At 72.5% G+C, this 26,249-nt stretch carries 25 protein-coding genes; 12 read left to right on the top strand and 13 right to left on the bottom strand.

All coding sequences use genetic code 11. The annotated features are described in order from the left end of the window. Positions 1 to 18: 18 nt before the first annotated feature. Entirely contained in the window at positions 19 to 1,464 is a 1,446-nt protein-coding gene (locus PYR72_RS32005; protein ID WP_275458492.1) for an MFS transporter, read from the top strand. Between the two features lie 170 nt (positions 1,465 to 1,634). On the opposite strand, the gene PYR72_RS32000 is transcribed toward PYR72_RS32005, so the two are convergent. Further along, positions 1,635 to 2,567: a helix-turn-helix domain-containing protein gene (locus PYR72_RS32000; protein ID WP_275458491.1), complete on the bottom strand. Its 933-nt coding sequence runs from the start codon at positions 2,565 to 2,567 to the stop codon at positions 1,635 to 1,637. 101 nt (positions 2,568 to 2,668) lie between these two features. Between PYR72_RS32000 and PYR72_RS31995 the strand changes: the two genes are divergently transcribed. Both PYR72_RS31995 and PYR72_RS31990 read left to right on the top strand, forming a co-directional pair. Beyond that, positions 2,669 to 4,111: an MFS transporter gene (locus PYR72_RS31995; RefSeq protein WP_275458490.1), complete on the top strand. Its 1,443-nt coding sequence runs from the start codon at positions 2,669 to 2,671 to the stop codon at positions 4,109 to 4,111. A gap of 195 nt (positions 4,112 to 4,306) precedes the next feature. Then, on the top strand, positions 4,307 to 4,513 hold the full coding sequence (locus PYR72_RS31990) for a hypothetical protein (protein WP_275458489.1): 207 nt from the start codon (positions 4,307 to 4,309) through the stop codon (positions 4,511 to 4,513). Between the two features lie 13 nt (positions 4,514 to 4,526). On the opposite strand, the gene PYR72_RS31985 is transcribed toward PYR72_RS31990, so the two are convergent. Beyond that, on the bottom strand, positions 4,527 to 4,931 hold the full coding sequence (locus tag PYR72_RS31985; RefSeq protein ID WP_275458488.1) for an SRPBCC domain-containing protein: 405 nt from the start codon (positions 4,929 to 4,931) through the stop codon (positions 4,527 to 4,529). Between the two features lie 39 nt (positions 4,932 to 4,970). Continuing rightward, the gene (locus tag PYR72_RS31980) at positions 4,971 to 5,630 is read right to left on the bottom strand and encodes an ABATE domain-containing protein (RefSeq protein WP_275458487.1); all 660 of its coding nucleotides are present in this window, start codon (positions 5,628 to 5,630) and stop codon (positions 4,971 to 4,973) included. Positions 5,631 to 5,651: 21 nt separating this feature from the next. Here PYR72_RS31980 and PYR72_RS31975 point away from each other — a divergent pair, with 21 nt between their 5' ends. Beyond that, positions 5,652 to 6,110: a VOC family protein gene (locus PYR72_RS31975; protein WP_275458486.1), complete on the top strand. Its 459-nt coding sequence runs from the start codon at positions 5,652 to 5,654 to the stop codon at positions 6,108 to 6,110. 17 nt (positions 6,111 to 6,127) lie between these two features. Here PYR72_RS31975 and PYR72_RS31970 read toward each other — a convergent pair whose 3' ends face one another. Next, positions 6,128 to 6,715, bottom strand: coding sequence for a TetR family transcriptional regulator (locus PYR72_RS31970; protein ID WP_275458485.1), 588 nt, complete (start codon positions 6,713 to 6,715; stop codon positions 6,128 to 6,130). Between the two features lie 26 nt (positions 6,716 to 6,741). Further along, positions 6,742 to 7,752: an aldo/keto reductase gene (locus PYR72_RS31965; RefSeq protein WP_275458484.1), complete on the bottom strand. Its 1,011-nt coding sequence runs from the start codon at positions 7,750 to 7,752 to the stop codon at positions 6,742 to 6,744. A gap of 189 nt (positions 7,753 to 7,941) precedes the next feature. Between PYR72_RS31965 and PYR72_RS31960 the strand changes: the two genes are divergently transcribed. Further along, positions 7,942 to 9,054, top strand: a complete 1,113-nt coding sequence (locus tag PYR72_RS31960; protein ID WP_275458483.1) for an endonuclease/exonuclease/phosphatase family protein — start codon at positions 7,942 to 7,944, stop codon at positions 9,052 to 9,054. 395 nt (positions 9,055 to 9,449) lie between these two features. On the opposite strand, the gene PYR72_RS31955 is transcribed toward PYR72_RS31960, so the two are convergent. Continuing rightward, positions 9,450 to 10,832, bottom strand: a complete 1,383-nt coding sequence (locus tag PYR72_RS31955) for a glycine--tRNA ligase (protein WP_275458482.1) — start codon at positions 10,830 to 10,832, stop codon at positions 9,450 to 9,452. A 205-nt stretch (positions 10,833 to 11,037) separates the two neighbouring features. Between PYR72_RS31955 and PYR72_RS31950 the strand changes: the two genes are divergently transcribed. The 4 genes from PYR72_RS31950 (at position 11,038) to PYR72_RS31935 (ending at position 14,258) form a co-directional block, all read left to right on the top strand. Continuing rightward, positions 11,038 to 12,000 (top strand): metal ABC transporter substrate-binding protein, encoded by a 963-nt coding sequence (locus PYR72_RS31950; RefSeq protein WP_275458481.1) that lies wholly within the window; start codon positions 11,038 to 11,040, stop codon positions 11,998 to 12,000. A gap of 28 nt (positions 12,001 to 12,028) precedes the next feature. Further along, positions 12,029 to 12,796: a metal ABC transporter ATP-binding protein gene (locus PYR72_RS31945; RefSeq protein WP_275458480.1), complete on the top strand. Its 768-nt coding sequence runs from the start codon at positions 12,029 to 12,031 to the stop codon at positions 12,794 to 12,796. Between the two features lie 13 nt (positions 12,797 to 12,809). Further along, on the top strand, positions 12,810 to 13,766 hold the full coding sequence (locus PYR72_RS31940; protein WP_275458479.1) for a metal ABC transporter permease: 957 nt from the start codon (positions 12,810 to 12,812) through the stop codon (positions 13,764 to 13,766). Between the two features lie 78 nt (positions 13,767 to 13,844). Next, entirely contained in the window at positions 13,845 to 14,258 is a 414-nt protein-coding gene (locus PYR72_RS31935; protein WP_220648872.1) for a transcriptional repressor, read from the top strand. Positions 14,259 to 14,303: 45 nt separating this feature from the next. Here the strand turns inward: PYR72_RS31935 and PYR72_RS31930 are convergent, their stop codons facing one another. From PYR72_RS31930 to PYR72_RS31915, 4 genes are all read right to left on the bottom strand, one after another. Further along, positions 14,304 to 14,828, bottom strand: coding sequence for a YcxB family protein (locus PYR72_RS31930; RefSeq protein WP_275458478.1), 525 nt, complete (start codon positions 14,826 to 14,828; stop codon positions 14,304 to 14,306). Positions 14,829 to 14,831: 3 nt separating this feature from the next. Beyond that, on the bottom strand, positions 14,832 to 15,668 hold the full coding sequence (locus PYR72_RS31925) for an isoprenyl transferase (RefSeq protein ID WP_275458477.1): 837 nt from the start codon (positions 15,666 to 15,668) through the stop codon (positions 14,832 to 14,834). Between the two features lie 132 nt (positions 15,669 to 15,800). Beyond that, positions 15,801 to 16,550 carry a DNA repair protein RecO gene (gene recO / locus PYR72_RS31920; protein ID WP_037723881.1) on the bottom strand — a complete coding sequence of 250 codons (750 nt, stop codon included), beginning with the start codon at positions 16,548 to 16,550 and terminating at the stop codon, positions 15,801 to 15,803. Positions 16,551 to 16,707: 157 nt separating this feature from the next. Next, a complete protein-coding gene (locus PYR72_RS31915) occupies positions 16,708 to 16,938 on the bottom strand; it encodes a hypothetical protein (protein ID WP_275458476.1) in 231 nt (76 codons plus the stop codon). A 558-nt stretch (positions 16,939 to 17,496) separates the two neighbouring features. Here PYR72_RS31915 and PYR72_RS31910 point away from each other — a divergent pair. Next, positions 17,497 to 20,571 carry a BTAD domain-containing putative transcriptional regulator gene (locus tag PYR72_RS31910; protein ID WP_275458475.1) on the top strand — a complete coding sequence of 1,025 codons (3,075 nt, stop codon included), beginning with the start codon at positions 17,497 to 17,499 and terminating at the stop codon, positions 20,569 to 20,571. A gap of 334 nt (positions 20,572 to 20,905) precedes the next feature. Then, entirely contained in the window at positions 20,906 to 21,562 is a 657-nt protein-coding gene (locus PYR72_RS31905) for a M15 family metallopeptidase (RefSeq protein ID WP_275458474.1), read from the top strand. 19 nt (positions 21,563 to 21,581) lie between these two features. Here PYR72_RS31905 and PYR72_RS31900 read toward each other — a convergent pair whose 3' ends face one another. Next, the gene (locus PYR72_RS31900; RefSeq protein ID WP_275458473.1) at positions 21,582 to 22,025 is read right to left on the bottom strand and encodes a protein phosphatase; all 444 of its coding nucleotides are present in this window, start codon (positions 22,023 to 22,025) and stop codon (positions 21,582 to 21,584) included. 222 nt (positions 22,026 to 22,247) lie between these two features. Between PYR72_RS31900 and PYR72_RS31895 the strand changes: the two genes are divergently transcribed. After that, positions 22,248 to 23,183, top strand: coding sequence for a dihydrodipicolinate synthase family protein (locus PYR72_RS31895; protein WP_275458472.1), 936 nt, complete (start codon positions 22,248 to 22,250; stop codon positions 23,181 to 23,183). A 22-nt stretch (positions 23,184 to 23,205) separates the two neighbouring features. On the opposite strand, the gene PYR72_RS31890 is transcribed toward PYR72_RS31895, so the two are convergent. Further along, positions 23,206 to 23,937: a TerB family tellurite resistance protein gene (locus tag PYR72_RS31890; protein ID WP_037723875.1), complete on the bottom strand. Its 732-nt coding sequence runs from the start codon at positions 23,935 to 23,937 to the stop codon at positions 23,206 to 23,208. 221 nt (positions 23,938 to 24,158) lie between these two features. Further along, complete coding sequence (leuA, locus tag PYR72_RS31885; RefSeq protein ID WP_275458471.1) at positions 24,159 to 25,880, bottom strand: 2-isopropylmalate synthase; 1,722 nt, start codon at positions 25,878 to 25,880, stop codon at positions 24,159 to 24,161. Positions 25,881 to 26,249: the final 369 nt, after the last annotated feature.

Here is a 26,249-nt window from a genome sequence, read left to right as displayed (position 1 = left end):
GGGCGTACGATGGGCCGCATGCCCGAGCTGAGCCGCCGCCACCGTCTGCTCGTGCTCGCGATCTGCTGCACCAGCCTGCTGATCGTGAGCCTGGACAACACCGTCCTGAACGTCGCCCTGCCCTCGATGCAGCGCGACCTGGACGCGAGCCTCGCGGGCCTGCAGTGGACCATCGACGCCTACACCCTGGTCCTGGCGGCCCTGCTGATGCTGGCGGGCTCCACCGCGGACCGGATCGGCCGCAGGCGGGTCTTCATGGCGGGCCTGGTCGTCTTCGCCGCCGGTTCCCTGCTGTGCTCCCTCGCGCCGAACCTGGAGTCCCTGGTCGTCTTCCGCATGGTGCAGGCCGTCGGCGGTTCGATGCTCAACCCGGTGGCCATGTCGATCATCACCAACACGTTCACGGACCCCCGCGAGCGGGCCCGGGCGATCGGCGCCTGGGGCGCGGTCGTGGGCATCTCGATGGCCGCCGGACCGATCATCGGCGGGCTGCTGGTGGAGTCGGTCGGCTGGCGCTCGATCTTCTGGATCAACCTGCCGGTCGGCCTGGCCGCACTCCTGCTGACCTGGCGGTACGTCCCCGAGTCCCGCGCCCCGAAGGCCCGCAGGCCCGACCCGGTCGGCCAGCTCCTCGTCATCGCGCTGCTCGGCTCCCTCACCTACGCGATCATCGAGGCGCCGACCGCGCCGCTCCCTGGGACCCTCGCCCTCGGCGCGGTCGCCCTCGCCGCGCTGCTCGGCCTGCTGCGCTACGAGCCCCGCCGTGCGGAACCCCTCATCGACCTGCGCTTCTTCCGCTCGGCCCCGTTCAGCGGGGCGACGGTGATAGCGGTCAGCGCGTTCGCCGGGCTCGGCGGCTTCCTGTTCCTGTCGACGCTCTACCTGCAGAACGTGCGCGGCCTGGACGCCCTGCACGCCGGCCTGTGGATGCTGCCGATGGCGGTCCTGTGCTTCGTCTGCGCGCCCGTCGCCGGCCGGCTGGTCGGCAGCCGGGGGCCGCGGCTGCCGCTGCTGATCGCCGGGATCTCCATGACCGCGAGCGGGGTGCTGTTCGCGGCGTTCGAGGCCGAGACCGGGAACGTCACCCTCGTCATCGGCTACGTCCTGTTCGGCCTCGGCTTCGGCTTCGTCAACGCGCCCATCACCAACACGGCCGTGTCCGGGATGCCGCGCGCCCAGGCCGGGGTGGCCGCGGCGGTCGCCTCCACCAGCCGCCAGATCGGCCAGACGCTGGGGGTCGCGGTGATCGGAGCGGTCCTGGCGGCGGGCATCGGCGCGTCCTCGTACGCCGACGCGTTCGTGTCGGCCGCCCGTCCCGCCTGGTGGATCGTCGCGGTGTGCGGCTTCGCCGTCCTGGTGCTGGGCGCGGTCACCACGGGCGCGTGGGCGCGGGAGACCGCCGCGCGGACGGCGCGGCGGCTGGAGTCGCCGGAGGTACGGGACGCGGCGGGCGTGGGGTCGTAGGGCAGCGGGGTCGTAGGGCAGCGGGGTCGTAGGGCAGCGGGGGCTTGGGGCGCGTCGGCGGAGTGCCGGTACGGGTGTGTCGGCGGGTGCGGGTACGTCGTGGTCGCTCGCGCAGTTCCCCGCGCCCCTGAAGGCAACGGCCCCTGCGGGCCGCACCCTCACCTTGTCCCCTAGTGGTCCCCGGCCCTCCCCCGCTCCTGCTCCAGGGCCCTGGCGTGCAGTTTCTCCAGCCGCCTGCGGGTCTCCTCGTCGGCCGGTACGTACGTCACCATGCGCGGGCCGGGGCGGGGGCCGAGCCAGAGGTCGGTGTGGTCGACGTCGAGGAGGCCGACGTGGGCGTTGCGGTACTGCTTGCGCTTGTTGAAGTTCTCGACGACCTCGTGCCGCTCCCAGGCCGCGCGGAACTCGGCGGACTCGGTGCGCAGCCGCTTGAGCAGCGTCTTCCAGGCCGGGTCGGCGAGGTGGTCGGCCATCGCGGCGCGCAGCTTGCCCGCGAGGAAACGGGTGGTCTCCTCCAACTGGACCATGGAGGCACGCCATTGGGGGTGGGTGTAGGCGAGGATCATGCAGTTCATGTCCTCGGGCGGCACCTCGGAGAGGTCGCAGAAGAGCAGTCCGAAGGTGCGGTTGTGGGCCAGGATGTCGTAGCGGCTGTTCTGGATGGACGCCGGGATGGGCTCCAGCTGTTCCAGCAGGGCGTACTGCGCGTCGGTGATCGTGTGGCACCGCGCCCCCGGCGCCGGGTCGGCGGCCCCGGCCAGGTTGAAGAGGTGGGCGCGCTCGCCGGGGTCCAGCAGCAGGGCGCGGGCCAGGGCGTCGAGGACCTGGCCGGAGACATGGATGTCGCGGGCCTGCTCCAGCCAGGTGTACCAGGTGACGCCCACCGCGGAGAGCTGTGCGACCTCCTCGCGGCGCAGTCCCGGCGTGCGCCGGCGGCGGCCCCGGGGCAGGCCGACCTGCTCGGGGGCGATGTGCTCACGGCGGTGGCGCAGGAAGGCGGCGAGTTCGTGCCGCCGGATCACCGACTCGGGTGCGGCGGGCGGGCGTTCGAGCACCCCGGCCCCGGGGCGGGCGAGTGTCTCCGGTGCGGACGTGGTCGTCATGCCTCCAGGGTGCCGCCCCGCGCATCCTGTTGCCAGGTACCGCCAGTACCAGGATGAAGAGACTCTGGTACCCGTCTGAGCGACGCGCGAACCTGGCTCCTGTGACCGAGAGCCTTACACCACCGACAACGGCACCGTCCGCCGCCCGCTCCCCCGTCTCCCCCGCCGCCCTGGGCGATCTCGGGCTCTTCACCGTCCTGCTCGGCGCGGCGCTGCCCCTCATCGACTTCTTCATCGTCAACGTCGCCCTGCCGACGATCGGCCGCGACCTCGCCGCGAGCGAGGCCGTGCTGGAGCTGGTCGTCGCCGGGTACGGCGTCTCGTACGCCGTCCTGCTCGTGCTCGGCGGGCGGCTGGGCGATCTGTTCGGCCGGCGGCGGCTGTTCCTGTGGGGCATGGCCGCCTTCGGGGTGACCTCGCTGGCGTGCGGGCTGGCGCCGGACGCCTGGAGTCTCGTCGCCGCGCGGGTCGCGCAGGGCGCCGCGTCCGCCGCGATGCTCCCGCAGGTGCTCGCCACCATCCAGTCGGCGACGGCCGGAGCCCGCCGGGCCCGTGCGATGAGCCTGTACGGCGCCACGGCCGGACTCTCCATGGTCGCCGGCCAGATCCTGGGCGGGGTGCTCGTGTCGGCCGACCTCGCCGGCACCGGCTGGCGCTCCGTCTTCCTGGTCAACGTGCCGGTGGTCGTCCTCGGGCTGCTCCTGACCGTCCGCTCGGTGCCGGAGACCCGCTCGGCCCGCCCCGAACCGGTGGACGGGCCCGGCACGGTCCTGCTGGCGGCCTCCCTGCTGACCCTGCTGGTCCCGCTGACCGAGGGCCGGGCGGCGGGCTGGCCGCTGTGGACCTGGCTGGGGCTGGCCGCGTTCCCCTTCGCCGCGACCGCCTTCTATCTCGTCGAGCGGCGTGCCGACCGTGCCGGCCGTACGCCCCTGGTGCCGCCGAGCCTGTTCCGGCTGCTCTCGCTGCGGCGGGGGCTGGTGATGATCCTGCCGTTCTCGATCGGGTTCAGCGGGTTCATGTTCGTCATCGCGGTGGCGCTGCAGGAGGGTGCCCGGCTCGGGCCGACGGCGGCGGGCCTCGCGCTCTCCCCGATGGCGGTGGTGTTCTTCGTGGTCTCGCTGGCCGGGCCGCGTCTGGTGACCCGGTACGGCTCCCGCGTGGTGACGGCCGGCGGCCTGGTCCAGGGCGTGGGTCTCGCCCTCGTCGCCCTCGCCGTAGGGCGGGCCTGGCCCGAGCCGCACTGGCCGCTGCTGCTCACCGGGGTGGCGGTCGCGGGCGGTGGTCAGGCGCTCCAACTCCCCATCGTCTTCCGGATCATCCTCTCCGAGGTCCCGCCGGCGCGGGCCGGTGTCGGCAGCGGCGTGATGATCACCACCCAGCAGTCGGCGCTGGCGCTGGGCGTGGCCACGCTCGGTTCGCTGTTCCTGGGGCTGGTACCGGGGATGGGGATGCGGGACGCGCTGGTGACGACCCTGCTGGCGCAGCTGGCCGGAGTGGCCCTGACGGTGGGCCTGAGTCTGCGGCTGCCGCGCGCGGTGGTGTGACTCCTGGTCCGGGACCGCGCCCGAGGTAACACCTGGGTCAACTCCTGGGACGATCGACCCTGTTGACGCGGGTCCTGCCGGACACTCCTCATGGACCTCATGGACCTCATGGACCTCATGGATCGCACGGACGGCACGGACGGCACCGGACCGTACGGACGGCACGGACCAACGGACCCTACGGCTGGAGACGTCATGCAGCGGATCGACACGAGCAAGGTGACCCGCTGGGACCAGCACGGCCGGGAGCACACGGTGCGGGTCCGGCGTTCGGGAGTGCAGCGCACGATCAGCTGCGAGACGTGCGGCTGGCGCAGGGGCGCGCAGTTCCTGCCGTGGCTGAAGGCCGGGGAACACCTCGCCGAGGTCCATCAGGCGACGGTGGACCCGGCGGGCCGGTGACCGCGCCCGGCCCTCAGGTCTGCCGGTCCAGCGCCTCCACGACCTGCCGCATCACCCGCCGCCAGTGCGCCCGTTGGCGCTCCCGCTCCTCGGGGCCTGCCATGCGCTCCTGATGGAAGACGAGCACCGACCGGCCGCCCCCGGCGGCCGACACGGCGACCTGGACGGTCGTGTCGCCGTAGGTGACGCGGATACGGTCACCGGGGCGGTAGCCGCGCACCTCGCCCGTGGCACCCGTGTCGGTCTCGTATCCGGCGCCGCGCTCGGGGGTGAGCCGCGCCCCGGCCCCGAGCCACAGTGCCAGCCCGCGCGGCCCGCTGATGAACTCCCATACGGTGGCGGGCGATTGGCGCAGGGTGCGGGAGACTCCGACCTGCCATCCGGCGTCCCTGGTGAGTCCGGTGGATCGAGCCGACATGGGGATCACCCTTTCTTCAGGACCTTCTTCAGGACTTCTTCAGGACTTCTGGCGTACCCGGTGGGCGCGGACCTTGTGGCGGTTGCCGCAGTGCTCCATCGAGCACCAGCGGCGGCGGCCGGGGCGTGAGGTGTCGACGTACAGGAGGTGGCAGCGGTCTCCGGCGCACATCCGGATCCGCTGTGCGTACGGCCCGGTGAGGAGGTCGACGGCGTCCCGGGCGACCGTGGAGAGGAGCCGGGTGCCGGTCGCCGTGCCGGGGGCCCAGCCGCGAGTGCCGTCCGCACGGATTGCCGGAGCCAGCGGGGGGTGGGCCGCGGCCTCGTTGACGAGGTCCAGGTCGGCGGTGTCCGCCGGGTCGATGCCCAGCTCGGGGAGCCCGGCGCCGCCGACGACATGGGAGACGACCGTACGGGTCAGCGCGTCGCGCAGCCGCCGGGCGTACGCCACCTCGTCGTCCGTGACCGACAGGGCGGGCGGCGTGGGGGTGAGCCGGGACTGCTCGGCCCAGGCGACCAGGTCACCGGGGGTGTGCAGCACCTCGTAGCGGATCAGGGCGCCGGGGCCGCCGGTGACGAGCAGTTCCAGGCAGAGGGCGCCCGGATCGAACCGGAAGGCGTTCCCGGAGTAGGAGCGCAGCCGGATGCCCGACACTCCCGGGGCCTCCCCGGAAGCCGATGCCCTGGACGACGTACCCATGTAACCAATATAACCGGTTACATGACAGCCGCACTGCACTGGAAACTGGTCATCGACTCCCGGGACGCCCAGCACCTGGCGGACTTCTGGGCCGCGGCGCTGGGCTACGTGGTGGAGGATCCCAGCACGCTGATCAGCCAGCTCCTGACCAGCGGGAATCTGCCCGAGGCCGCCGTCGCCGAGCACGACGGCCACCACGTCTTCCGCGGCTACGCCGCCGTCCGCCACCCCGACGACCCGTACGACCCCTTCACCGGCATCGGCAAGGGCCGCCGGCTGCTGTTCCAGGACGTCCCGGAACCCAAGTCGGGGAAGAACCGCCTGCACATCGACGTCCACGCCGGTGCGGAGGGACTGGAGGCCCTGGCGGTCCGCATGGAGACGCTGGGGGCCACCCGCGTCGAGGAGTTCGACCGGGGCCCGGCCGGGCACTGGTGGGTGATGCGGGACCCGGAGGGCAACGAGTTCTGCGTGGCGTAGCCGCGGGGCCTCCCGCGTCAGGCCCGCAGGCCCCGGACCACCAGCGCCACGACCGCCTCGAACTGGGCCTCGATGTCCGGCTGCCGCCAGACGGGGGCGTAGGAGGGGTCGTGGAAGCGGGCGGTGGCGTGGAACACCGCGCGCGCGGTGGCGGCGGGGTCGGCGGCGGCGAAGACACCGGTGTCGGCGCCGGCGCGGACGATGTCGGCCAACTGGCCGGTCAGGTCGGCGATGTGGGCGCCGACGGCCTCACCGTTCTCGTCCGTCAGCACCCGGTACGTGGCGAACAGTTCGGGGTCGTCCCCGGCCTTGCGGCGCTTGGCCTCGAAGAGGGCGGACAGCCAGGCGCGCAGCCGGGCCTCCGGGTCGCGGTCCCCGGCTGCGATCGCGGTCAGGACCGCCGTCGTACGGTCCAGCCAGCGCTTGGTCACCGCCTCCCGCAGCACCGCCTTCGTACGGAAGTGGCGGTAGACGCTGCCGTGGCTGACGCCGAGCGCGCGGGCCACGTCGACCACGGTGGCCTTGGCGGGCCCGTGGCGGCGCAGGACCTCCTCGGTCGCTTCGAGGATGCGCTCGGCGGTCAGGGTCTCGGAGGTCGGTGACATGGGGGGAACCGTACCGGGCCCGCGGATCAGCGCTCGCTGTCGAGGTGTGCCATCTGGGCGGCGGGGTAGCGCTCGCCGGCCGCGGCGCCGGCGGGGACGGCGCCCTCGATCGCCGCGAGGTCGGCCGCGTCCAGGGTCACCTCCAGCGCGCCCAGCGCCTCGGCCAGCCGGTCCCGGCGGCGGGCCCCCACCAGCGGTACGACGTCCTCGCCCCGCGACAGCACCCAGGCGATCGCGATCTGCGCGACCGACGCCCCCTTGCGCTCCGCGATCTTCCGCAGCGCCTCCACCAGGTCCAGGTTGCGCCGCAGGTTCTCGCCCTGGAAGCGGGGCGAGAAGGCCCGGAAGTCCGCCGCCGCCAGCTGCCGGTCAGGGGTGAAGTGGCCCGAGATCAGGCCGCGCGAGAGGACCCCGTACGCCGTGATCGCGATGCCCAGCTCGCGCGTGGTCGGCAGGATCTCGTCCTCGATGCCGCGGGAGAGGAGGGAGTACTCGATCTGGAGGTCCGCGATCGGGGCGGTGGCGGCGGCGCGGCGGATCGTGGCCGCGCCGACCTCGCTCAGGCCGATGTGCCGGACGTACCCCTTCTCGACCAGTTCGGCGATGGCGCCGACCGTCTCCTCGATCGGCACGTCGGGGTCGATCCGCGCGATCCGGTAGACGTCGATGTGGTCGGTGCCGAGGCGCTGGAGGGAGTACGCGGCGAAGTTCCTGACCGCCGCCGGGCGGCCGTCGTACCCGGACCAGGCTCCGTCCGGGTCCCGCAGGGCCCCGAACTTGACGCTGACCAGCGCCTGTTCCCGGTGCGCGGCGGGCGCGGTGCGCAGGGCCTCGCCGATCAGCAGCTCGTTGTGGCCCATGCCGTAGAAGTCGCCCGTGTCCAGCAGGGTCACACCGGCTTCGAGGGCCGCGTGGATCGTCGCCAGGGACTCGGCCCGGTCGGCGCCGCCGTACAGCGCGGACATGCCCATGCAGCCGAGGCTGAGGGCGGAGACCTGGGGGCCGGTGGAGCCGAGGGTTCGGGTTCGCATCGTCATGCGGATCAGCCTCGCATGACAGCTGACAGATTTCAATATCTGTCAGCTGTCATTCTCTTATCTGTCATGCACCCTCCGCCGGGTCGACGAGTCGCGCACACCGAGGACAATGAGAGATGTCGGTGCGCAGTCACCTCGGCGGCGCCTGCGGCCGACCGAGCGGCCCTTCGCGCCGCCATGGAGGCTGCCATGAGCATCCGCATCGCCACGTTCAACATGGAGAACCTGTTCCGCCGACCCACGGCCTTCCGCATCGAGGATCCGGCGAAGCGCAAGGAGATCCTGGACGACTTCGCCGCACTGGTCGCCCTCCTCGACCTGAAGGAGTACGGGGACGGGGACAAGACGAAGATCGAGCAGATCATCAAGAAGCACCGGGCGTACGACACCGACCCGGACAAGCCGCCGCCGATCTTCGTCAACCAGCCCCGTTTCAGCGAGGAGTCCAGGCTGTTCAACAAGTCCGGGTCGGGGAAGAACGTCACCATCAAGGTCATCGCCGCCGGCCGCGCCGCGTGGGCGGGCTGGGCCGAACTGGGGCGTGACGACCTCGACCTGGACGTGGTGCACAACACCGGCCGGGTGGTCTCGGAGGTCGACGCCGACATCATGCTCACCGTGGAGGTCGAGGACCGTCTCACTCTGGAGCGCTTCAACACGCAGGTGCTCGGCGGGGCGCTGGGCAGGCGGCCGTACCCCTACGTCCTGCTGATCGACGGCAACGACCCCCGGGGCATCGACGTCGGAATCCTCAGCCGACACCCGATCACGTCCGTCCGGACCCACGTCTTCGACACCCATCCGGCCCGCCCCAGCCAACGCCTCTTCAGCCGCGACTGCCCCGAGTTCGAGATCCAGCTCAACGGCACACCCCTGGTGATCCTCGGCAACCACCTGAAGAGCAAGTCCCAGGACGACCCGGAGTTGCGGCTGGCCCAGGCGAAGCGGGTCGCGGAGATCTACCGGGCCGCGCTGGAACGCACCCCGCACGTCATCGTGGCCGGGGACCTCAACGACCACCCGGACAGCGACGGGGTCGCGCTCCTCCGGGACGCCGATCTGCGAGACGTGATGAGCCACCGCTCCTACCGCGGCCTGCCCGGCACGTACGGCGAGTGCAAGAGCGAGCAGAACAAGATCGACTACCTCCTGCTGTCGCCGACGCTGTGGCCGGAGGTGCAGCACGTCGGCCTGGAGACCCGTGGCATCTCGGCGGACGGCATCAAGCCCTTCGACACCGTGACCTCGCCGGTGAACGCGGCCTCCGACCACGCGGCGCTCTACACGGACGTCGACCTGTAGGCACGTACCGGGACCGGTCCGGTCCTGACGCGACGCCGCGGCCGGTCGGCGGCGGCCGGGAGTGGCAGGCCGATCCGGCGGGGCTGCGGCCGGCGACCGCCGATGAGCGGCTGAGCGCGGGGGCGGGCGGCGAACCGGCGGGCCCGGACCGACGCGCCGTTCATGGTCGGCATCGGCACGCCCCGGCCGCCCGTGCCGGAGCCGGGTCGTGCCGAGCGTGAGGACCCGGCGTCACGACGGGAGAGAGCCCGCGCCGCGCACGACCGGAGCGCGGAGACGGACGCCGATGTGCCGGCGCGGCCACCGGCGGCGGGAGCACGGGAACGCGGGAACGACGGGTGCCGGGCCCCCGAAAGGGACCCGGCACCCGTGCGTACCGAAGAGGAGACGCGAGGTCAGCAGCCGATCAGACGGCCGGCGAGGTACCCCTCGATCTGGTCCAGCGACACCCGCTCCTGCTTCATCGAGTCGCGCTCGCGCACGGTGACCGCGTTGTCGTCGAGCGTGTCGAAGTCGACGGTGACGCAGTACGGCGTACCGATCTCGTCCTGGCGACGGTAACGGCGGCCGATGGCACCGGCGTCGTCGAAGTCGATGTTCCAGTTCTGCCGGAGCGCCGTGGCGAGCCCCTTCGCCTTCGGGGACAGCTCGGGGTTGCGGGAGAGCGGGAGCACCGCGACCTTCACCGGCGCGATGCGGTGGTCCAGGCGCAGCACCGCGCGCTTCTCCAGCTTGCCCTTGGCGTTGGGCGCCTCGTCCTCGGTGTAGGCGTCGAGCAGGAACGCCAGCATCGTGCGGCCGACACCGGCGGCCGGCTCGATGACGTACGGCGTGTAGCGCTCGCTGGACTCCTGGTCGTAGTACGACAGGTCCTGGCCGGAGGCCTTGGAGTGGGCGGAGAGGTCGAAGTCGGTGCGGTTGGCGACGCCCTCCAGCTCACCCCACTCGTTGCCGCCGAACTGGAAGCGGTACTCGATGTCGGCGGTGCGCTTGGAGTAGTGGGAGAGCTTCTCCTTGGGGTGGTCGTACCACCGCATGTTCTCCTCGCGCAGGCCCAGGCCGGTGTACCAGTTCCACCGCTCCTGCATCCAGTACTCCTGCCACTTCTCGTCCTCGCCCGGCTTGACGAAGAACTCCATCTCCATCTGCTCGAACTCGCGGGTGCGGAAGATGAAGTTGCCGGGCGTGATCTCGTTGCGGAAGGACTTGCCCATCTGGGCGATGCCGAACGGGGGCTTGCGGCGCGAAGTGGTCTGCACCTGGGCGAAGTTGGTGAAGATGCCCTGGGCGGTCTCGGGGCGCAGGTAGGCGACGGAGCCGGTGTCCTGCGTGGGGCCGAGGTGCGTGGAGAGCAGACCCGAGAACTGCTTGGGCTCGGTGAACTGGCCCTTGGTGCCGCAGTTGGGGCAGTTGACGTCCGCGAGGCCGTTCTCCGGCAGGCGGCCCTTCTTCGCCTCGTACGCCTCCTCCAGGTGGTCCGCGCGGAACCGCTTGTGGCAGGAGGTGCACTCGGTGAGCGGGTCGGAGAAGGTGGCGACGTGGCCGGAGGCGACCCAGACCTCGGGGGCCAGGATGACGGACGAGTCGATGCCGACCACGTCCTCGCGCGACGTCACCATGTAGCGCCACCACTGACGCTTGATGTTCTCCTTGAGCTCGACACCCAGCGGTCCGTAGTCCCAGGCGGCACGCTGACCGCCGTAGATCTCGCTGCACGGGAATACGAAGCCACGGCGCTTGCTCAGGCTGACGATGGTGTCGATCTTGTCGGCGGCCACGGTGCTCTCTTCATTACGACGACGGGCGACGAAGCGATGCGCCCCTGGAGGGAAGCGAACGCGCTTCAGAGCGAATGCTTCAGATTACCGGCGCAGGCCGCCCTGCAATCAAATCGGTTCGGTGCCAGACCGGACATAGGCCTTACCAAGGGCTTACCACCAGGCTTGTTGACAATCGTTTCCAGATAAGATGAAAATGACTGTCATGAACGTAGTACGACGACGACTTCTGATACCCGCGGCGGCGACCGCGGCGGCCGCTCTCGGTCTCACCACTCTCACGGCCTGCGGCGGCGACAGCGCGGCCGCGGGCAACACCGGCAAGTTCGACGTCGTCGCGTCGTTCTATCCGATGGCCTTCCTCGCCGAGCAGATCGGCGGGAAGTACGTGAACGTCACCAGTCTCACCGAACCCGGCCAGGAGCCGCACGACCTGGAGATCAGCGCCAAGCAGACGGCCGCGCTCCAGGAGTCGGACGCCGTGCTCTACCTCAAGGGCCTGCAGCCCTCCGTCGACGACGCGGTCGCGCAGTCCGAGGTGAAGACGAAGATCGACGCGGCCGGCCTGACGTCGATGGAGCACCACGGCAACGAGGTGGGCGGCCACTCCGCCGAGCACGACGACCACGAGAACGAGGAGCTGGAGGGCAAGGACCCGCACATCTGGCTCGACCCCGTGAAGTACGCGGAGGTCGCCAAGGGTGTGGGCGCCGCCTTCGAGAAGGCCGACCCCGACCACGCCTCCACGTACAAGACCAACACCGAGGCCCTGGTCATGAAACTGGGCGCGCTCAACGACCAGTTCGAGAACGGACTGAAGAACACCGACACCAAGGTCTTCATCACCACGCACGCCGCCTTCGGCTACCTCGCCGAGCGCTACGGTCTCACCGAGGAGGCCATCTCGGGCCTCGACCCCGAGTCCGAGCCGAGTGCCGCGCGGGTCAAGGCGCTGGAGAACATGGCGAAGGCCGACGGCGTGACCACCGTGTTCTACGAGACACTGGTCAGCGACAAGACCGCGAAGACCATCGCCGCCGACGCGAACCTGAAGACCGACGTCCTCGACCCGATCGAGGGCATCACCTCCAAGTCGCGCGGCAAGGACTACTTCGCGGTGCAGGAAGCCAATCTGAAGGCCCTCCGGGCAGCCCTGGGAGCCAAGTGACCTCGTCGACCGTCCGGAGGCAGCAGGCATGACCGAGCCCGTCATCTCGTTGCGCGGCGTCCGTGCCGAACTGGGCTCGCGCACCGTGCTGCGCGGCATCGACCTCACCGTGCACCGCGGTGAGGTCGTCGCGCTGCTCGGCGCCAACGGCTCCGGCAAGTCCACCGCCGTACGCGCGGTGATCGGGCAGGTGCCCGTCAGCGACGGGGAGATCGAGCTGTTCGGCACCCCGCGCCGCCGCTTCCGCGACTGGCGGCGCGTCGGGTACGTCCCGCAGCGCACCACGGCCGCGGGCGGTGTCCCGGCGACGGTGACGGAGATCGTGGCCTCGGGACGGCTCTCCCGCACCCGTCTCGGCATCCTGCGCAAGGCCGACCACGAGGCGATCCGGCGCGCCCTGGACCTGGTGGGCATGACGGACCGCGCCAAGGACTCGGTGAACGCCCTCTCCGGCGGCCAGCACCAGCGCGTCCTCATCGCCCGCGCCCTCGCCTGCGAACCCGAACTGCTGATCATGGACGAGCCGATGGCGGGCGTCGACCTGGCCAGCCAGGAGGTCCTGGCCGCGACCCTGCGCGAACAGGTCGCCAAGGGCACGACCGTGCTGCTCGTCCTGCACGAACTGGGCCCGCTGGAGCCGCTGATCGACCGCGCGGTGGTCCTGCGCGACGGCTGCGTCACCCACGACGGCCCGCCCCCGGAGGCCGTCGGCCAGCACGCGCTGCCCGGCCACGACCACGTCCACCCGCACGCGGCCCCCGGCATCGAACCGGTCCGCACCGGCCTGCTGAGCTGAGAAGGCACCCACGATGGAAATCCTCGACTACGCCTTCATGCAGCGGGCCCTGCTCGCCGCCGTCCTCGTCGGCGTCACCGCCCCCGCCATCGGCGTCTACCTCGTCCAGCGCCGCCAGGCCCTCATGGGCGACGGCATCGGCCATGTGGCGATGACCGGCGTCGGTCTCGGGTTCATGCTGTCGTGGTCCCCGGTCTGGATGGCGACGCTCGTGTCCGTGGTCGGCGCCGTCCTGATGGAGCTGATCCGCTGGTACGGGAAGACACGCGGCGACATCGCCCTCGCCATGCTCTTCTACGGCGGCATGGCGGGCGGTGTGATGCTCATCAACCTCGCGCCCGGCGGCACCAACGCCAACCTGATGTCGTTCCTCTTCGGCTCCCTGTCGACCGTGTCACAGGAGGACATCACCGCGATCTGCGTCCTGGCCGCGTTCGTGATCGTGATGACGCTGGCCCTGCGGCGGCAGCTGTTCGCGGTCAGCCAGGACGAGGAGTTCGCGCGGGTCACCGGCCTGCCGGTGCGTGCGCTGAACCTCCTGACGGCGGTCACGGCGGCCGTCACGGTGACGGTCGCCATGCGCGTCGTCGGCCTGCTGCTGGTCTCCGCGCTCATGGTCGTCCCCGTCGCCGCCGCCCAGCAGCTCACCCGCAGCTTCGCGGCCACCTTCGCCGTCGCCGTCGCCATCGGCGTCACCGTGACCATCGGCGGCACGGTCACCTCGTACTACCAGGACGTACCGCCCGGCGCGACGATCGTGCTGCTCGCCATCGCCGCGTTCATGCTGCTCACCGCGCTGGCGACCCCGCTGGCCCGGCGCCGCGCCAGGGCGCTGGAGGCTCTGGCCGGCGACCCCGCGGAGTGCGTGATCCCGAAGCCCGGCGAGGCCGCCGGGCCCGTCGCCGGGGCGGGAAAGCCCCGGGACACGGTGCCGGCCAGCCGGGGCTCCGCCGAGGGGTCCCGGGGCTGACCGGTGTCCGCCGCAGCCCGGCGGGCCCGCGCGGGCTGGCACAATGGCCCGGCAGGACCGCTACGTGAGGAGGCAACGGTGACGACCGCCGGACCCGTACGAGGTCGTTCCACCCGGCAGCGGGCGGCCGTGGCCGCGGCACTCGACGAGGTCGACGAGTTCCGCAGCGCGCAGGAACTCCACGACATGCTCAAGCACAAGGGCGACTCGGTCGGGCTGACCACCGTGTACCGCACGCTCCAGTCCCTCGCCGACGCGGGCGAGGTCGACGTCCTGCGCACCTCCGACGGCGAGTCCGTGTACCGCCGCTGCTCCACCGGGGATCACCACCACCATCTCGTCTGCCGCGTCTGCGGCAAGGCGGTGGAGGTGGAGGGCCCGGCGGTCGAGAAGTGGGCCGACGCGATCGCGGCGGAACACGGCTTCGTGAACGTCGCCCACACGGTGGAGATCTTCGGCACCTGCGCGGAGTGCGCGGCGAAGACGTCGTAGGGCGCCACGGGCCCACCGGCCCGTCTGCCTCCCCCTCCCCTCCCCCTACAGCCGTGTCAGGCCCTCGCGGGTCAGGACGGCGCGGAGCCGGTCGGCGTCGGCGGGGGTCGCCAGGCCGCGCTTCGGGAGCACCGTGAGACGGGGCGCGTGGGCGCCGCCGAGCAGGACGAAGGTGTGCGGCGTCTCCGCGTACCGGGAGACCTGGGACCAGCGAGCCGGACGCTCGGTGCCCCGGTCGTGCGCGACCGTCACGCCCCACGGGTCCAGTACGGCGCGGTGCAGCCCGAGGGCCGCCGCCCGCCGGTGCAGGAGGCGGGCCTGGAGCCGGGGCAGCAGGACGAGCCCGCCCGCCGCCGCCACCGGCATCACCAGGGCCCGCGCGTCGGGCACGGCACCCAGGGCGAGCGTCACGGCCGTGACGAACAGGCCCGCCCCGGCGGCGAACAGCAGCAGACCCCGGCCCCACCGGCCGACGGGAGAGGCACGCGTGGACGCGCGGACCGCCTCGCGGAAGTCCCCGGCCGTCGCCCGGTACACCAGCTCCACGTTCTCCCCGCCGGCCTGGGCCAAGGCTCAGTCCTCCGTCCGGCCCTCCATGGCCAGCAACTCCTCGTTCGGGATCGCTCCGCCGAAGCGGCGGTCGCGGGAGGCGAACTCCACGCAGGCGCGCCACAGGTCACGGCGGTCGAAGTCGGGCCACAGCACGTCCTGGAAGACCATCTCGGCGTACGCGCTCTGCCAGAGCAGGTAGTTGGAGGTGCGCTGCTCGCCGCTGGGGCGCAGGAACAGGTCGACGTCCGGCATGTCCGGGTAGTACAGGTACTTCGCGAAGGTCTTCTCGGTGACCTTGGAGGGGTCGAGGCGGCCCGCGCGGACGTCCTCGGCGAGGGCCTGGGCGGCGTCGGCGATCTCGGCGCGGCCGCCGTAGTTCATGCAGAAGTACAGCGTGAGGCGGTCGTTGTCCTTGGTCTGCTCCTGGGCGACCTGGAGTTCCTTGGCGACCGACTTCCACAGCTTGGGCATCCGGCCCACCCAGCGGACCCGGATGCCGAGCGCGTCGAGCTGGTCGCGGGTCTTGCGGATGAAGTCGCGGTTGAAGTTCATCAGGAAGCGGACCTCGTCGGGCGAGCGCTTCCAGTTCTCGGTGGAGAAGGCGTACAGGGAGATGTTGCGCACGCCGATCTCGACCGAGCCCTGGAGGACGTCCAGCACGCGCTCGGCGCCGACCTTGTGGCCCTCGGTGCGCGGCAGCCCGCGCTCCTTGGCCCAGCGGCCGTTGCCGTCCATGACGATCGCCACGTGCTTGGGGACCAGCTCGCCCGGGAGCTTGGGCGCGCGGGCGCCGGACGGATGCGGCGTCGGCGCCTCGTACTCGCGGCGCTGACGCCCCAGGAACCCGCGTACCACCATGTGCTTCTCGTCTCCTCTGTGCTGCTCTGTGGTGCTCGACTCTGACTGCTCTGTGGTGCTCGACTCTGTGGTGCTGTGTGGTGCTGCGACGCCGGTGGTGCCGGCTCCGCCGCGCGAGGGCCGTGCGCCCGCCTACGACTTCTCCACGTACCGAAGAGAGCGCAGGCCGCGCTCCAGGTGCCAGTGCAGATAGGCGGACACCAGCCCGCTGCCCTCCCGCACGTGCCGCGGCTCGCTCGTGTCCGCGGTCTCCCAGTCTCCCGTGAGAAGCGCGGCGAGCAGCCGCAGCGTCTGCGGTGAGGGTACGACGCTGCCGGGCACCCGGCAGTCCACGCAGACGGACCCTCCGGCGGCGACGGAGAAGAAGCGGTTCGGGCCGGGCATGCCGCACTTGGCGCAGTCGCCGAAGCTGGGGGCGTAGCCGTTGACCGCGAGCGAGCGCAGCAGGAAGGCGTCGAGGACGAGGTGGGGCGCGTGCTCGCCGCGGGCGAGGGTGCGCAGGGCGCCGACCAGCAGCAGGTACTGCTGCACGGCGGGCTCGCCCTCGTGGTCGGTGAACCGTTCGGCCGTCTCCAGCATGGCCGTCCCGGCGGTGTAGCGGGCGTAGTCGCTGACGATGCCGCCGCCGTACGGGGCGATGGTCTCGCTCTGGGTGCACAGGGGCAGCCCGCGCCCGAGCAGTTCACTGCCCCGCGCGAAGAACTGCACGTCCACGTGCGAGAAGGGTTCGAGCCGCGCGCCGAACTTGGACTTGGTCCGGCGCACCCCCCGGGCCACCGCGCGCACCCGCCCGTGCCCCCGGGTGAGCAGGGTGATGATGCGGTCCGCCTCACCCAGCTTCTGGGTGCGCAGCACCACACCGTCGTCCCGGAACAGACTCACCACGCACCCCCGCGGCCTGTCCGCTGCGGGAGGCACGAGGGGCCTCGCCCGGAGGGCGGCGGCAGCGCGTCCGCCGCACCCGGCGTCCGGGTGCGCGGGACGACGCCGTCGTCGCGGAACAGGCTCATGCCGCCCATTCTCGCCTACCGTCACCCCTTCAAGGGACCTCGCCCCGGCTGCGGGCGTTCTCGTACGCGGTGGCCGCGCGGAGCCGTTCTATCGTCGTGGCGGCCCGGACGGTCTCGGGGGCGCAGTCCCACTCCCTCCCGCCGCCGACCGGCCGCAGCTGGACGTAGGGACCCTCGTGGCCCATCACCCGGCCGACCCGGCCCGTGCGGGTGTCGACCGCGTAGGTACCGACCGCCGGCTTCTTCCCGTGACCGCTCACCGCAGAGCCGCCGCCCAATTACCCGGCACCGGAAGAACAATTCCCGCTTTTCCGGCTTTCCGCCGCAATTCCTCCACCGCATCCTCCGCCTCTTCGGCACACCCGCCGGATCCCGCCCGCCGGGCCTTCTCGCACCGCCTCCACGGTGCTCCCCCGCATCGTCGGGTTTCACTCTTCGCATCCCCCCGGTGACCTGCGGTGTCTACACTCGGCTGGAGTCTGTCCCGGGCGATCGCGGGGCGGCGCGAAAGCGCTGCGCCGGGGCGCCGAGACCGAGGGAACCGGGCGTGGAAACCGAGGGACCGGGGCATCGAAACAGCTGGAGCGGAAAGGCCGCGGGCGAGAAGCGGCGCAGTCCTCACAGCATCGTCACAGGTGGTCCTCACACAGGTGGGGAATCTCCGCGTTGTCCACCTAAGATTCCCTTTGGTTCCCCCGTTTTCCGGCAACTCCTCGACGCATCACGCGTCATGGGAAACCACCCGGCGTACATGAGCGTCGAACGTTGCGTGAGCAACCGCTGTCCCGGCGGTCCGACAGCACGGAAGATGGGGACCCGTGGAGCTGGAATTCCGACTGCTCGGTCCGGTCGAGGCGTGGCACGGTGACAGACCCCTGCGGCTGGGCGGGCCGAAACCGCGGGCCCTGCTGGCCGTGCTGCTCCTGCGGGCCGGCCAGGTGGTGCCCGCGGACGCGCTGGTGGACGTGATCTGGGGCGACGAGCCTCCGGACACCGCGCGGGCACTGGTGCAGACGTACGTGTCGGCGCTGCGGCGGGCCCTGCCCGGCGAGGCGGCGGAGGCGATCGAGACCCGGCCGCCGGGATATGTGATGCGGCCCGGGACCGGCCGGGTCGATCTGCTGGAGTTCGAGGCGGGCACGGCACACGCGCGCCGGGCCGCCGCCGAAGGGGACCACACGGGGGCCGCCCGGCTGCTGCGGGAGGCGCTGGAGCTGTGGCGCGGCCCCGCGCTCGGCGGCGTCGGGGACGCGCTGCGCGGTGAGGCCGGCCGGCTGGAGGAGGCCCGGCAGGCGGCGCTGGAGGAGCGGATCGCCGCCGAGCTGGAGACCGGCGGGCACGAGGCGGAGCTGGTGACGGAGCTGACCTCGCTGGTCGAGGCCCGGCCGACCCGGGAGCGGCCGCGCGGCCAGCTGATGCTGGGGCTGTACCGGCTGGGCCGGCAGGCCGACGCGCTGGCCGTCTACGCGGAGGGCCGGGCGGTGCTCGCCGACGAGCTGGGGCTCGACCCGGGCCCGGAACTGACCAAGCTGTACGAGGCCATCCTGCGGGCCGACCCGGCGCTGCTCACCTCCACCACGGCCGCCGCCCCGCAGCCCGTCACCGCACCCCGGCCCGTGTCGCTCCTGCCGCCCGCGATCGGGGACTTCACCGGACGGGAGGAGGAACTGGGGCGGGTGGTCGGGGCGTTGACCGGCGAGCGGGAGGCGATGCCCGTCGTCGTGGTGTCGGGGGCGGCCGGGGTCGGCAAGTCGGCGCTGGCGGTGCAGGCCGCGCACCGGGTGGCCGGCGCGTACCCCGACGGGCAGCTCTACGCCGAACTGCACGGCTTCAGCGAGCCCGTACCGCCCGCCGAGGTGCTGGGCCGGCTGCTGCGGGCGCTCGGCGCGGACCCGCCCGAGGACACGGCCGAACGCGGCGACCTGTTCCGCAGCCTCGTCGCCGGACGGCGGATCCTGCTGGTCCTGGACGACGCGGGCGGCGAGGCCCAGGTACGGCCGCTGCTGCCGGGCAGCGCCACCTGCGGGGTGCTGGTGACCTCCCGGGCCCGGCTCGGGGGGCTCGTCGGGGCCCGGCGCACCGACCTGGACGTCCTGGACGACGCGCGCGGCCTGGAACTGCTCACCCGGGTCACCGGCCCGGAACGCACCCCGGACGACCCGCGCGAACAGGCCGCGGCGCGGCGCATCGTGGAGCTGTGCGGCGGGCTGCCGCTGGCCCTGCGGATCGCGGGGGCCCGGCTGGCGACCCGGCGCCACTGGACACCCAGCGTGCTCGCCGAGCGCCTCGCCGACGAGCACCGCCGCCTGGACGAGCTGTCCGTGGGCGACCTGGAGGTACGGGCCGGTCTCGGCCTCAGCTACCGGGCGCTCGACGCGTGCGCCCGCCGGGTGCTGCGCCGGATCGCCACCCTCGGCCCGGCGGACGTCGCCGTGTGGACGGTGGCCGCGCTCTCCGGCATGCCCGAGGACGAGGCGGAGGAGGTCCTCGAACGGCTCCTGGACGCCCAGCTGATCAACTGCCCCGGCACCGACCAGGTCGGCCAGCCCCGCTACCGGCTGCACGACCTGGTCCGGGTCTACACCGCCGAACGCGCCGAGGCGGAGGACCCGGTGGAGGACCGTACGGCGGCGGTGGGCAGGGCGTTGGGCGCGGGCCTGTGGCTGATGGACCGGGTGACGGAGAAGTCCCCTTCGGGCGCGGTGACCCTGCGGCAGGGCTTCGCCCGGAAGGGGCACGGGCAGCCACGGCGGACCGGAGGCCGCGCACCGGCGGACGCCCCCGCCCCGGTGGGCGCACGCACCACGCGCCGGGCCCTGGAGGACCCCTTCGCCTGGTTCGACGCGGAGGCGGACACCCTGACCGCCGCGGTCGAACGGGCGGCGGCCCTCGGCCTGCACACCCTCGCCTGCGAAGCGGCGGCGGCCCTGTGCTCCTCCTCGTTCGCCATCAAGAACCGCTTCGACGCCTGGTGGCGCAGCCACGACGCCGCCCTCGCCGCGGCCCGTCGCGCCGAGGACCGCTCGGGCGAGGCCCTGCTCATCATCGGCCTGGGCCAGCTCCGCTACGAGCAGGACCGTATCGCCGAATCCCAGGAGTACTTCCGCACCGCGGAGCGCGTCTGCACCGAGCTGGGTGACGTGCTCGGCCGGTCCGCCGCCCTCGCCGGCCTCGGCAGCGCCTGCCGCGAGGTCGGCGAACTGCGCGAGGCGGAACGGGCCCTGACCGACGCGGCCGAGGGCTTCCGGCGCGTCGGCGACGACACCGGGGTCGGGGTGGCCTGCCGGTACGGCGGTTCCGTACGTCTCGAACTCGGTGACCAGAAGGGCGCGTTCCCGCTGCTCGACGAGTCGCTGCGGGCGTACCGGCGGCTCGGCAGCCGGCGCGGCGAGGCCCTGGCGCTGCGCACGCTCAGCCTGGTGCACCGCTCGCTCGGCGCCTACGAGGAGGCCGCGCGCGTGGCCGAGCAGGCGCTGGAGATCCTGCGGGAGATCGGCGACCCGCACATGGCGGCGTACGCTCTGCGGGCCCGCGCCAAGGCGCGGCTGCGGCTCGGGCACGTCCGGGAGGCGGAGGCGGAGCTGCGCGAGATCCTGGAGGTCTGCCGGGCCCACGAGGACCGCTTCGGGGAGGCCCTGACGCTGCGCACGCTCGGCGAGTGCGCGCTGGCCGGCGGACGGCCGGCGGACGCGGAGGGGCTGCTGACGGCGTCCGCCGCCCTCTGGGGGGTCCTCGCGCTGCCGCTGCCCCGGGCGCGCGCCCTGCGCAACCTGTCCGTCGTACGGGCCGCACGGGGCGACCGGGCGGGCGGGGAGGCGCTGCGGGCCGAGGCCATGGCGGTGTTCGACGCCTGCGAGGCCCGCGAGCGGGACGAGCCCTGGCCCTGGGTGTGATCCCGGCCAGGCCGAAACCCGCTTGCGGCGGACTTGCAGAGAACTTCCAGCGGGGTGCGCCATTCTCGGTGCTCTCGGGGGAACAACGGATCGGCCGGGCGACCACCGCCCGGCCGGTCGGCCCACCGGAGCGCACAGGGGACGGACCGGTGGGAACGTGACGACAGTGGGTTCGGAACAGCAGGACGGACTGGGGGACCACCCCGGCCCGGACCGCAGACCACCACTCAAGGGGGGAAGCCCCCGGGGAGGGACATCAGGGGATCAGGTCCCTCCCCGGGGTGCTGCCGCACCCTCCTCCGCCGCACACCCGCCGCCCGGTGGAAGACGACCCATGCCTTCGATCATCCTCATGAGCGACCCCCGGGTCGCCGGTGTCCCGGTGCAGGAGTGCGGTGAGCCCCTCGTCGATCTGAGGGAGCTGCCGTTCGTGGTGGTCGACTCCCGTCAGGCCGACGCCGAGGGGTCGTACGCGCATCTGCGCGAGGGTGTCGCCTGGCGTCTGGCGCGGGCCGCCCGGCTGCTCCCCGAGGGGCTGCGGCTGCTGGTCACCGAGGGGTACCGGCCGCTGGCCCTGCAGATCGAGTACTTCGAGGCGTACGCCGCCGAGCTGCGGCTCGCCCACCCGGAGTGGACCGAGGAGCACCTCCGTGTCCAGGCCAGCCGTTCCCTCTCGCCGCCGGAGATCGGGCCGCACGTGGCGGGCGCCGCGGTCGACCTCACCCTGTGCACCACCGCGGGGGAGGAACTCGACATGGGCACCCGTCTCGACGCGAGCCCCGAGGAGAGCGACGACGCCTGCTACACGGACGCGCCGAACATCTCCGACGCCGCCCGCCGCAACCGCCGCATCCTGAGCGCGGCCCTCACCACGGCCGGGCTGGTCAACTACCCCACCGAGTGGTGGCACTGGTCGTACGGGGACCGGTACTGGGCGCTGATGACGGGCGCCGCGAACGCCCTGTACGGGCCCGCCAGGACCGCCGGCTAGCCGGGCCGGCCGGAGCCGGTCAGGTCCCGAAGCGCCGTACGTACCGCCGCTGCCAGGGGGTCTCCACGGCGTGCCGGTCGTAGTGCCGGCGCACGTACGTCACGGCCTCCTGCGGCGGTACGCCGTCCAGCACCGCCAGGCAGGCCAGCGCGGTGCCGGTACGGCCCCGGCCGCCGCCGCACGCCAGCTCGACCCGCTCGCCGGCCGCCCGGTCGAAGGCGTCCCGCAGCACCCGGGCGGCCTCCGTCCGGTCGGCGGGCAGCCGGAAGTCGGGCCAGCGCAGCCAGCGGGACGCCCAGGGAACCGCGGGCGGGTCCTGGCCGAGGCAGTACACGGCGTAGGTGGGGACGGGGCCGTCCGGGAGCGGACGGCGCAGCCCCCGGCCGCGCACCAGCCGCCCCGAGGGCAGGCGCAGGACACCGGGCGCGGCCGGGTCCCAGGGTTCGGTCGTCTCCGCGGGCATGCGCCGCATCGTACGCGCGTCCGGACACGCGCCGCAGGGCGACGGAACGGTTCGCGGCGCGGAGACCCCACGGGTGTTCTCGGCCGAGTCGGCCCCCGGCCGCCGCCGCGGCTGCCACCATCCTGTGCGGGAGCAGGAGTGACGTGTGACCGGGCCCGGCCGGGCGCCGGGCCGCGTCCGCGCCGGGCTCCGTACGCGATGCACAGCGCCGAAGGAGCCGCCATGCCCGTGCCCGCCCCGCTGACCGGTGTCGTCCCGCCCGTCTGCACCCCGCTGACGCCGGACCGCGAGGTGGACGTCCCCTCGCTGACGCGGCTCGTCGACCACCTGGTGGCGGCCGGTGTGGACGCGCTGTTCGTGCTCGGCTCGTCGTCGGAGGCGGCGTTCCTGACGGACGCGCAGCGGCGGCGGGTCGTGGAGACGGTCGTCGGGCATGTCGGCGGCGGGCTCCCCGTGCTCGCCGGGGCGATCGACATGACCACGCCCCGGGTGCTGGACCACGTCCGGGCCGTGACCGCCGCCGGCGCGGAGGCCGTGGTGGCGACGGCTCCCTTCTACACCCGGACCCACCCGGCGGAGATGGCCCGGCACTTCCGGCTGCTGGCCGCCGGCTCCCCCGTCCCCGTCCTCGCCTACGACATCCCGTCCGCCGTGCACACGAAGCTGCCCGCCGACGTGGTCCTGGAACTGGCGGCCGAGGGGGTCATCGCCGGTCTCAAGGACTCCAGCGGCGACCTGGCCGCCTTCCGCACGGTGGTCACGGGCGCCCGTACGGACCCCGCGATCAGCGGCTTCGGCGTCCTCACCGGTTCCGAACTCGTCGTCGACTCCGCCCTCGCCCTGGGCGCGGACGGCGCGGTGCCGGGGCTGGCGAACGTCGACCCGGCCGGGTACGTCCGTCTCGACCGCCTCTTCCGGGCCGGCGACCGGGACGGGGCCCGTGCCGAGCAGGAGCGCCTGTGCGCCCTCTTCGGGCTGACCGGTGTCGGCTCCTCCGCCCGCATGGGCGGCGGCTCCTCCGCCCTCGGTGCCTTCAAGGCGGCTCTCCACCTGCGCGGTGTGATCGCCTGCCCGGCGACCGCGGAGCCGCAGGTCCCGCTGTCGCCGGCGGAGGTGGAGCGCGTCGGGACGTACCTGGCGGCGGCGGGGCTGCTGTAGGCGGCCGCGGGCCGCGCGCGGGCTACGAGGGCGTGCGCGCCGCCGCCAGCAGGCGGGTCACGTCGTCCGAGCAGATCGTCAGGGCCGCCCCGACCGTGGCGAGCGCGTCCCGTTCCGCCGGGGTGTACGGGCCGTCGGCCAGGGCGATCCGGGCGCCCTGGAGGAGGATCGCCTCACGGCCGGTGGCGGCGAGGTGAGGGGCCAGCGGGTCGAGGGCCTCGTGGAGCTCTATGGCGAGGCCCGGGCCGCAGGGCTCGCTGTGGACGCGGCCGGTGTCGGCGGCCAGGGCCTCGACCAGGGCGTCCAGCTGGTCCTCGGTGCAGTCGTCGAAGCCGGCGGAGCGGACGGCGGAGGCGGCGACGGACAGGGAGGTGCGGGAGCGGCTGCCGCCGGCCGCGAGGACGGCCAGGGCGACGGTGTGGACGGCGTCGCGGAGCATCGCGGAGAAGCGGGTGGTGGTGGGGTGGTCGAGGACGTCCGTGGCGTAGTGGTGGCGGCAGGCCGCGCACTCCACCACGGGGCCGGTCTCGCCGCGCGGCAGGACCGGGACACCGAGGAGGGTGAAGCGGCGGCGGCCGGTGAGGCGTTGGTAGTTGCGGTCGCCTCCGCAGCCGGGACAGAAGAACTCGCCGTCACCGACGCCCGTCCACGCGATCCGCGTACCCATCACCCGCGACAGACCGGTGGCACGGCTGGTGCACCCGGCGCGGGCGGACGCGGCGGCGTCGCCGATCGGGTCCCGTCCTGGCAGCACGCGGCACCTCCGTAACTCCCCCACACACGGCCCTCTTGGGCGCGGGAAGTGCCCCCTCGGCAACATTGCCGCGCTTGGTGATGTTAGCCACATCCGTGAGGCGCAGTCAGTACTCCGGACGAGCCCTACCCGCGACCTGCACAGGGTTTGGCCGGTAAACGACGGGCCCCGTCCGCCGGATTTCCGGTGAACGGGGCCCTTCGAACCGCCGGTCGGGCTGGTCAGCGAGCCGCTCGGTTGACGGCGGAGACGACCGCCTTCAGCGACGCACGCGTCGTGTTCGCGTCGATACCGATGCCCCACAGGACCTTGTCCTCGATGGCGACCTCGATGTACGAGGCGGCCTGCGCGGAGGCGCCCTCGCTCATCGTGTGCTCCTGGTAGTCCAGCAGCCGGGCGTCGATGCCGACGCCCTGCAGCGCGTGGAAGAACGCGGAGATCGGGCCGTTGCCGGTGCCGACCAGGGTGGTCGGGGCGCCGTCGACCTCGGCCTCCACGGTCAGGGTGTCCACGCCGTCCTTGTCGGTGGTCGACTGGTTGTTGCGGACCTGGACCCGGCCCCACGGGTTGTCGGGGTTCGGCAGGTACTCGTCCTGGAAGACGGCCCAGATGTCGGAGCCGGTGACCTCGCCGCCCTCGGCGTCGGTCTTGGCCTGGATCAGCTTCGAGAACTCGATCTGCATCCGGCGCGGCAGGTCCAGCTTGTGGTCGTTCTTCAGGACGTAGGCGATACCGCCCTTGCCGGACTGCGAGTTGACCCGGATGACGGCCTCGTAGGAGCGGCCGACGTCCTTGGGGTCGATCGGCAGGTACGGGACGGCCCACTCGATGTCGTCGACCGTCCTGCCCTGCTCCTTCGCGGACGCCTCCATGGCGTCGAAGCCCTTCTTGATGGCGTCCTGGTGGGAGCCGGAGAAGGACGTGTAGACCAGGTCGCCCACGTACGGGTGGCGCGGGTGGACCTCCATCTGGTTGCAGTACTCCCACGTGCGACGGATCTCGTCGATGTCGGAGAAGTCGATCTGCGGGTCGACGCCCTGCGAGAACAGGTTCATGCCCAGGGTGACCAGGTCGACGTTGCCGGTGCGCTCGCCCTGGCCGAACAGGCAGCCCTCGACGCGGTCGGCGCCGGCCATCAGGGCCAGTTCGGCGGCGGCGACGGCGGTGCCGCGGTCGTTGTGCGGGTGGATCGACAGCACCACGTGCTCGCGGCGGGAGATGTTGCGCCCCATCCACTCGAAGCGGTCCGCGTGCGTGGACGGGGTCGAACGCTCCACCGTGGCGGGCAGGTTGAGGATGATCTCGCGGCCCGGTCCGGGCTGGTAGACGTCCATCACCGCCTCGCAGACCTCCAGCGCGAAGTCCAGCTCGGTGTCGGTGAAGATCTCCGGGCTGTACTGGTACCCGAACTCCGTCTCGGGGCCCAGCAGCTTCTCCGCGTACTCCATCACCAGCCGCGTACCGTCCACGGCGATCTGCTTGATGTCGTCCTTGGAGCCCCGGAAGACGACCCGGCGGAAGACGGGGGCGGTGGCGTTGTACAGGTGGACGGTCGCGCGCCTGGCGCCCTTCAGCGACTCCACGGTCCGCTCGATCAGGTCCTCACGGGCCTGGGTCAGTACGGAGATGGTGACGTCGTCCGGGATCGCGCCCGGCTCCTCGATGATCGACCGTACGAAGTCGAAGTCCGTCTGACCGGAGGCGGGGAAGCCGACCTCGATCTCCTTGTAGCCCATCTTGACCAGCTGGTCGAACATCCGGCGCTTGCGCTCGGGCGACATCGGGTCGATCAGGGACTGGTTGCCGTCGCGCAGGTCGGTGGAGAGCCAGCGGGGGGCGACGGTGATCCGGTTGTCCGGCCACGTGCGGTCCGGGATGTCGACCTGGTCGTACTGCCCGTACTTGTGGATCGGCATGGACGTGGGCTGCTGGTGGTTCGCCATGATGCGTGGGCTCCTCGATGGTCCGGAAAGGACGGCCGACGACGCAACGCCAAAGCACCGCGGGGAGGGGGTCGGCCTCGACTACAGGCCCTCGCCGCGGCAGCTAAGGAGAAGCAGCCCGAAACGCATGATGCGGAGCAGCCTAGCCGAGCCGTCCCTGCCGCGCGGGGTCGTATCAGTATGCGGGACAGTGACGCCAATAGGGACAAAAGGTGCGCAAGACCACACCGGGTGCGGGCAGCGCCCCGTCAGGGGCGCGGGGAACTGCGCGAGAACCCCCACTCACGGACAGCCCGATTCCCACCCTCCGTAACACGGCGATGACGTTCCACAACCCATACGGCGACATTTCACCAATCATGGTGGCCC

It is taken from the genome of Streptomyces sp. VNUA24, assembly GCF_029167005.1.
Taxonomy (GTDB): domain Bacteria; phylum Actinomycetota; class Actinomycetes; order Streptomycetales; family Streptomycetaceae; genus Streptomyces; species Streptomyces scabiei.
Note: the sequence above shows the minus strand (reverse complement) of the source record. Positions and strands in the feature narration are given on the sequence as shown.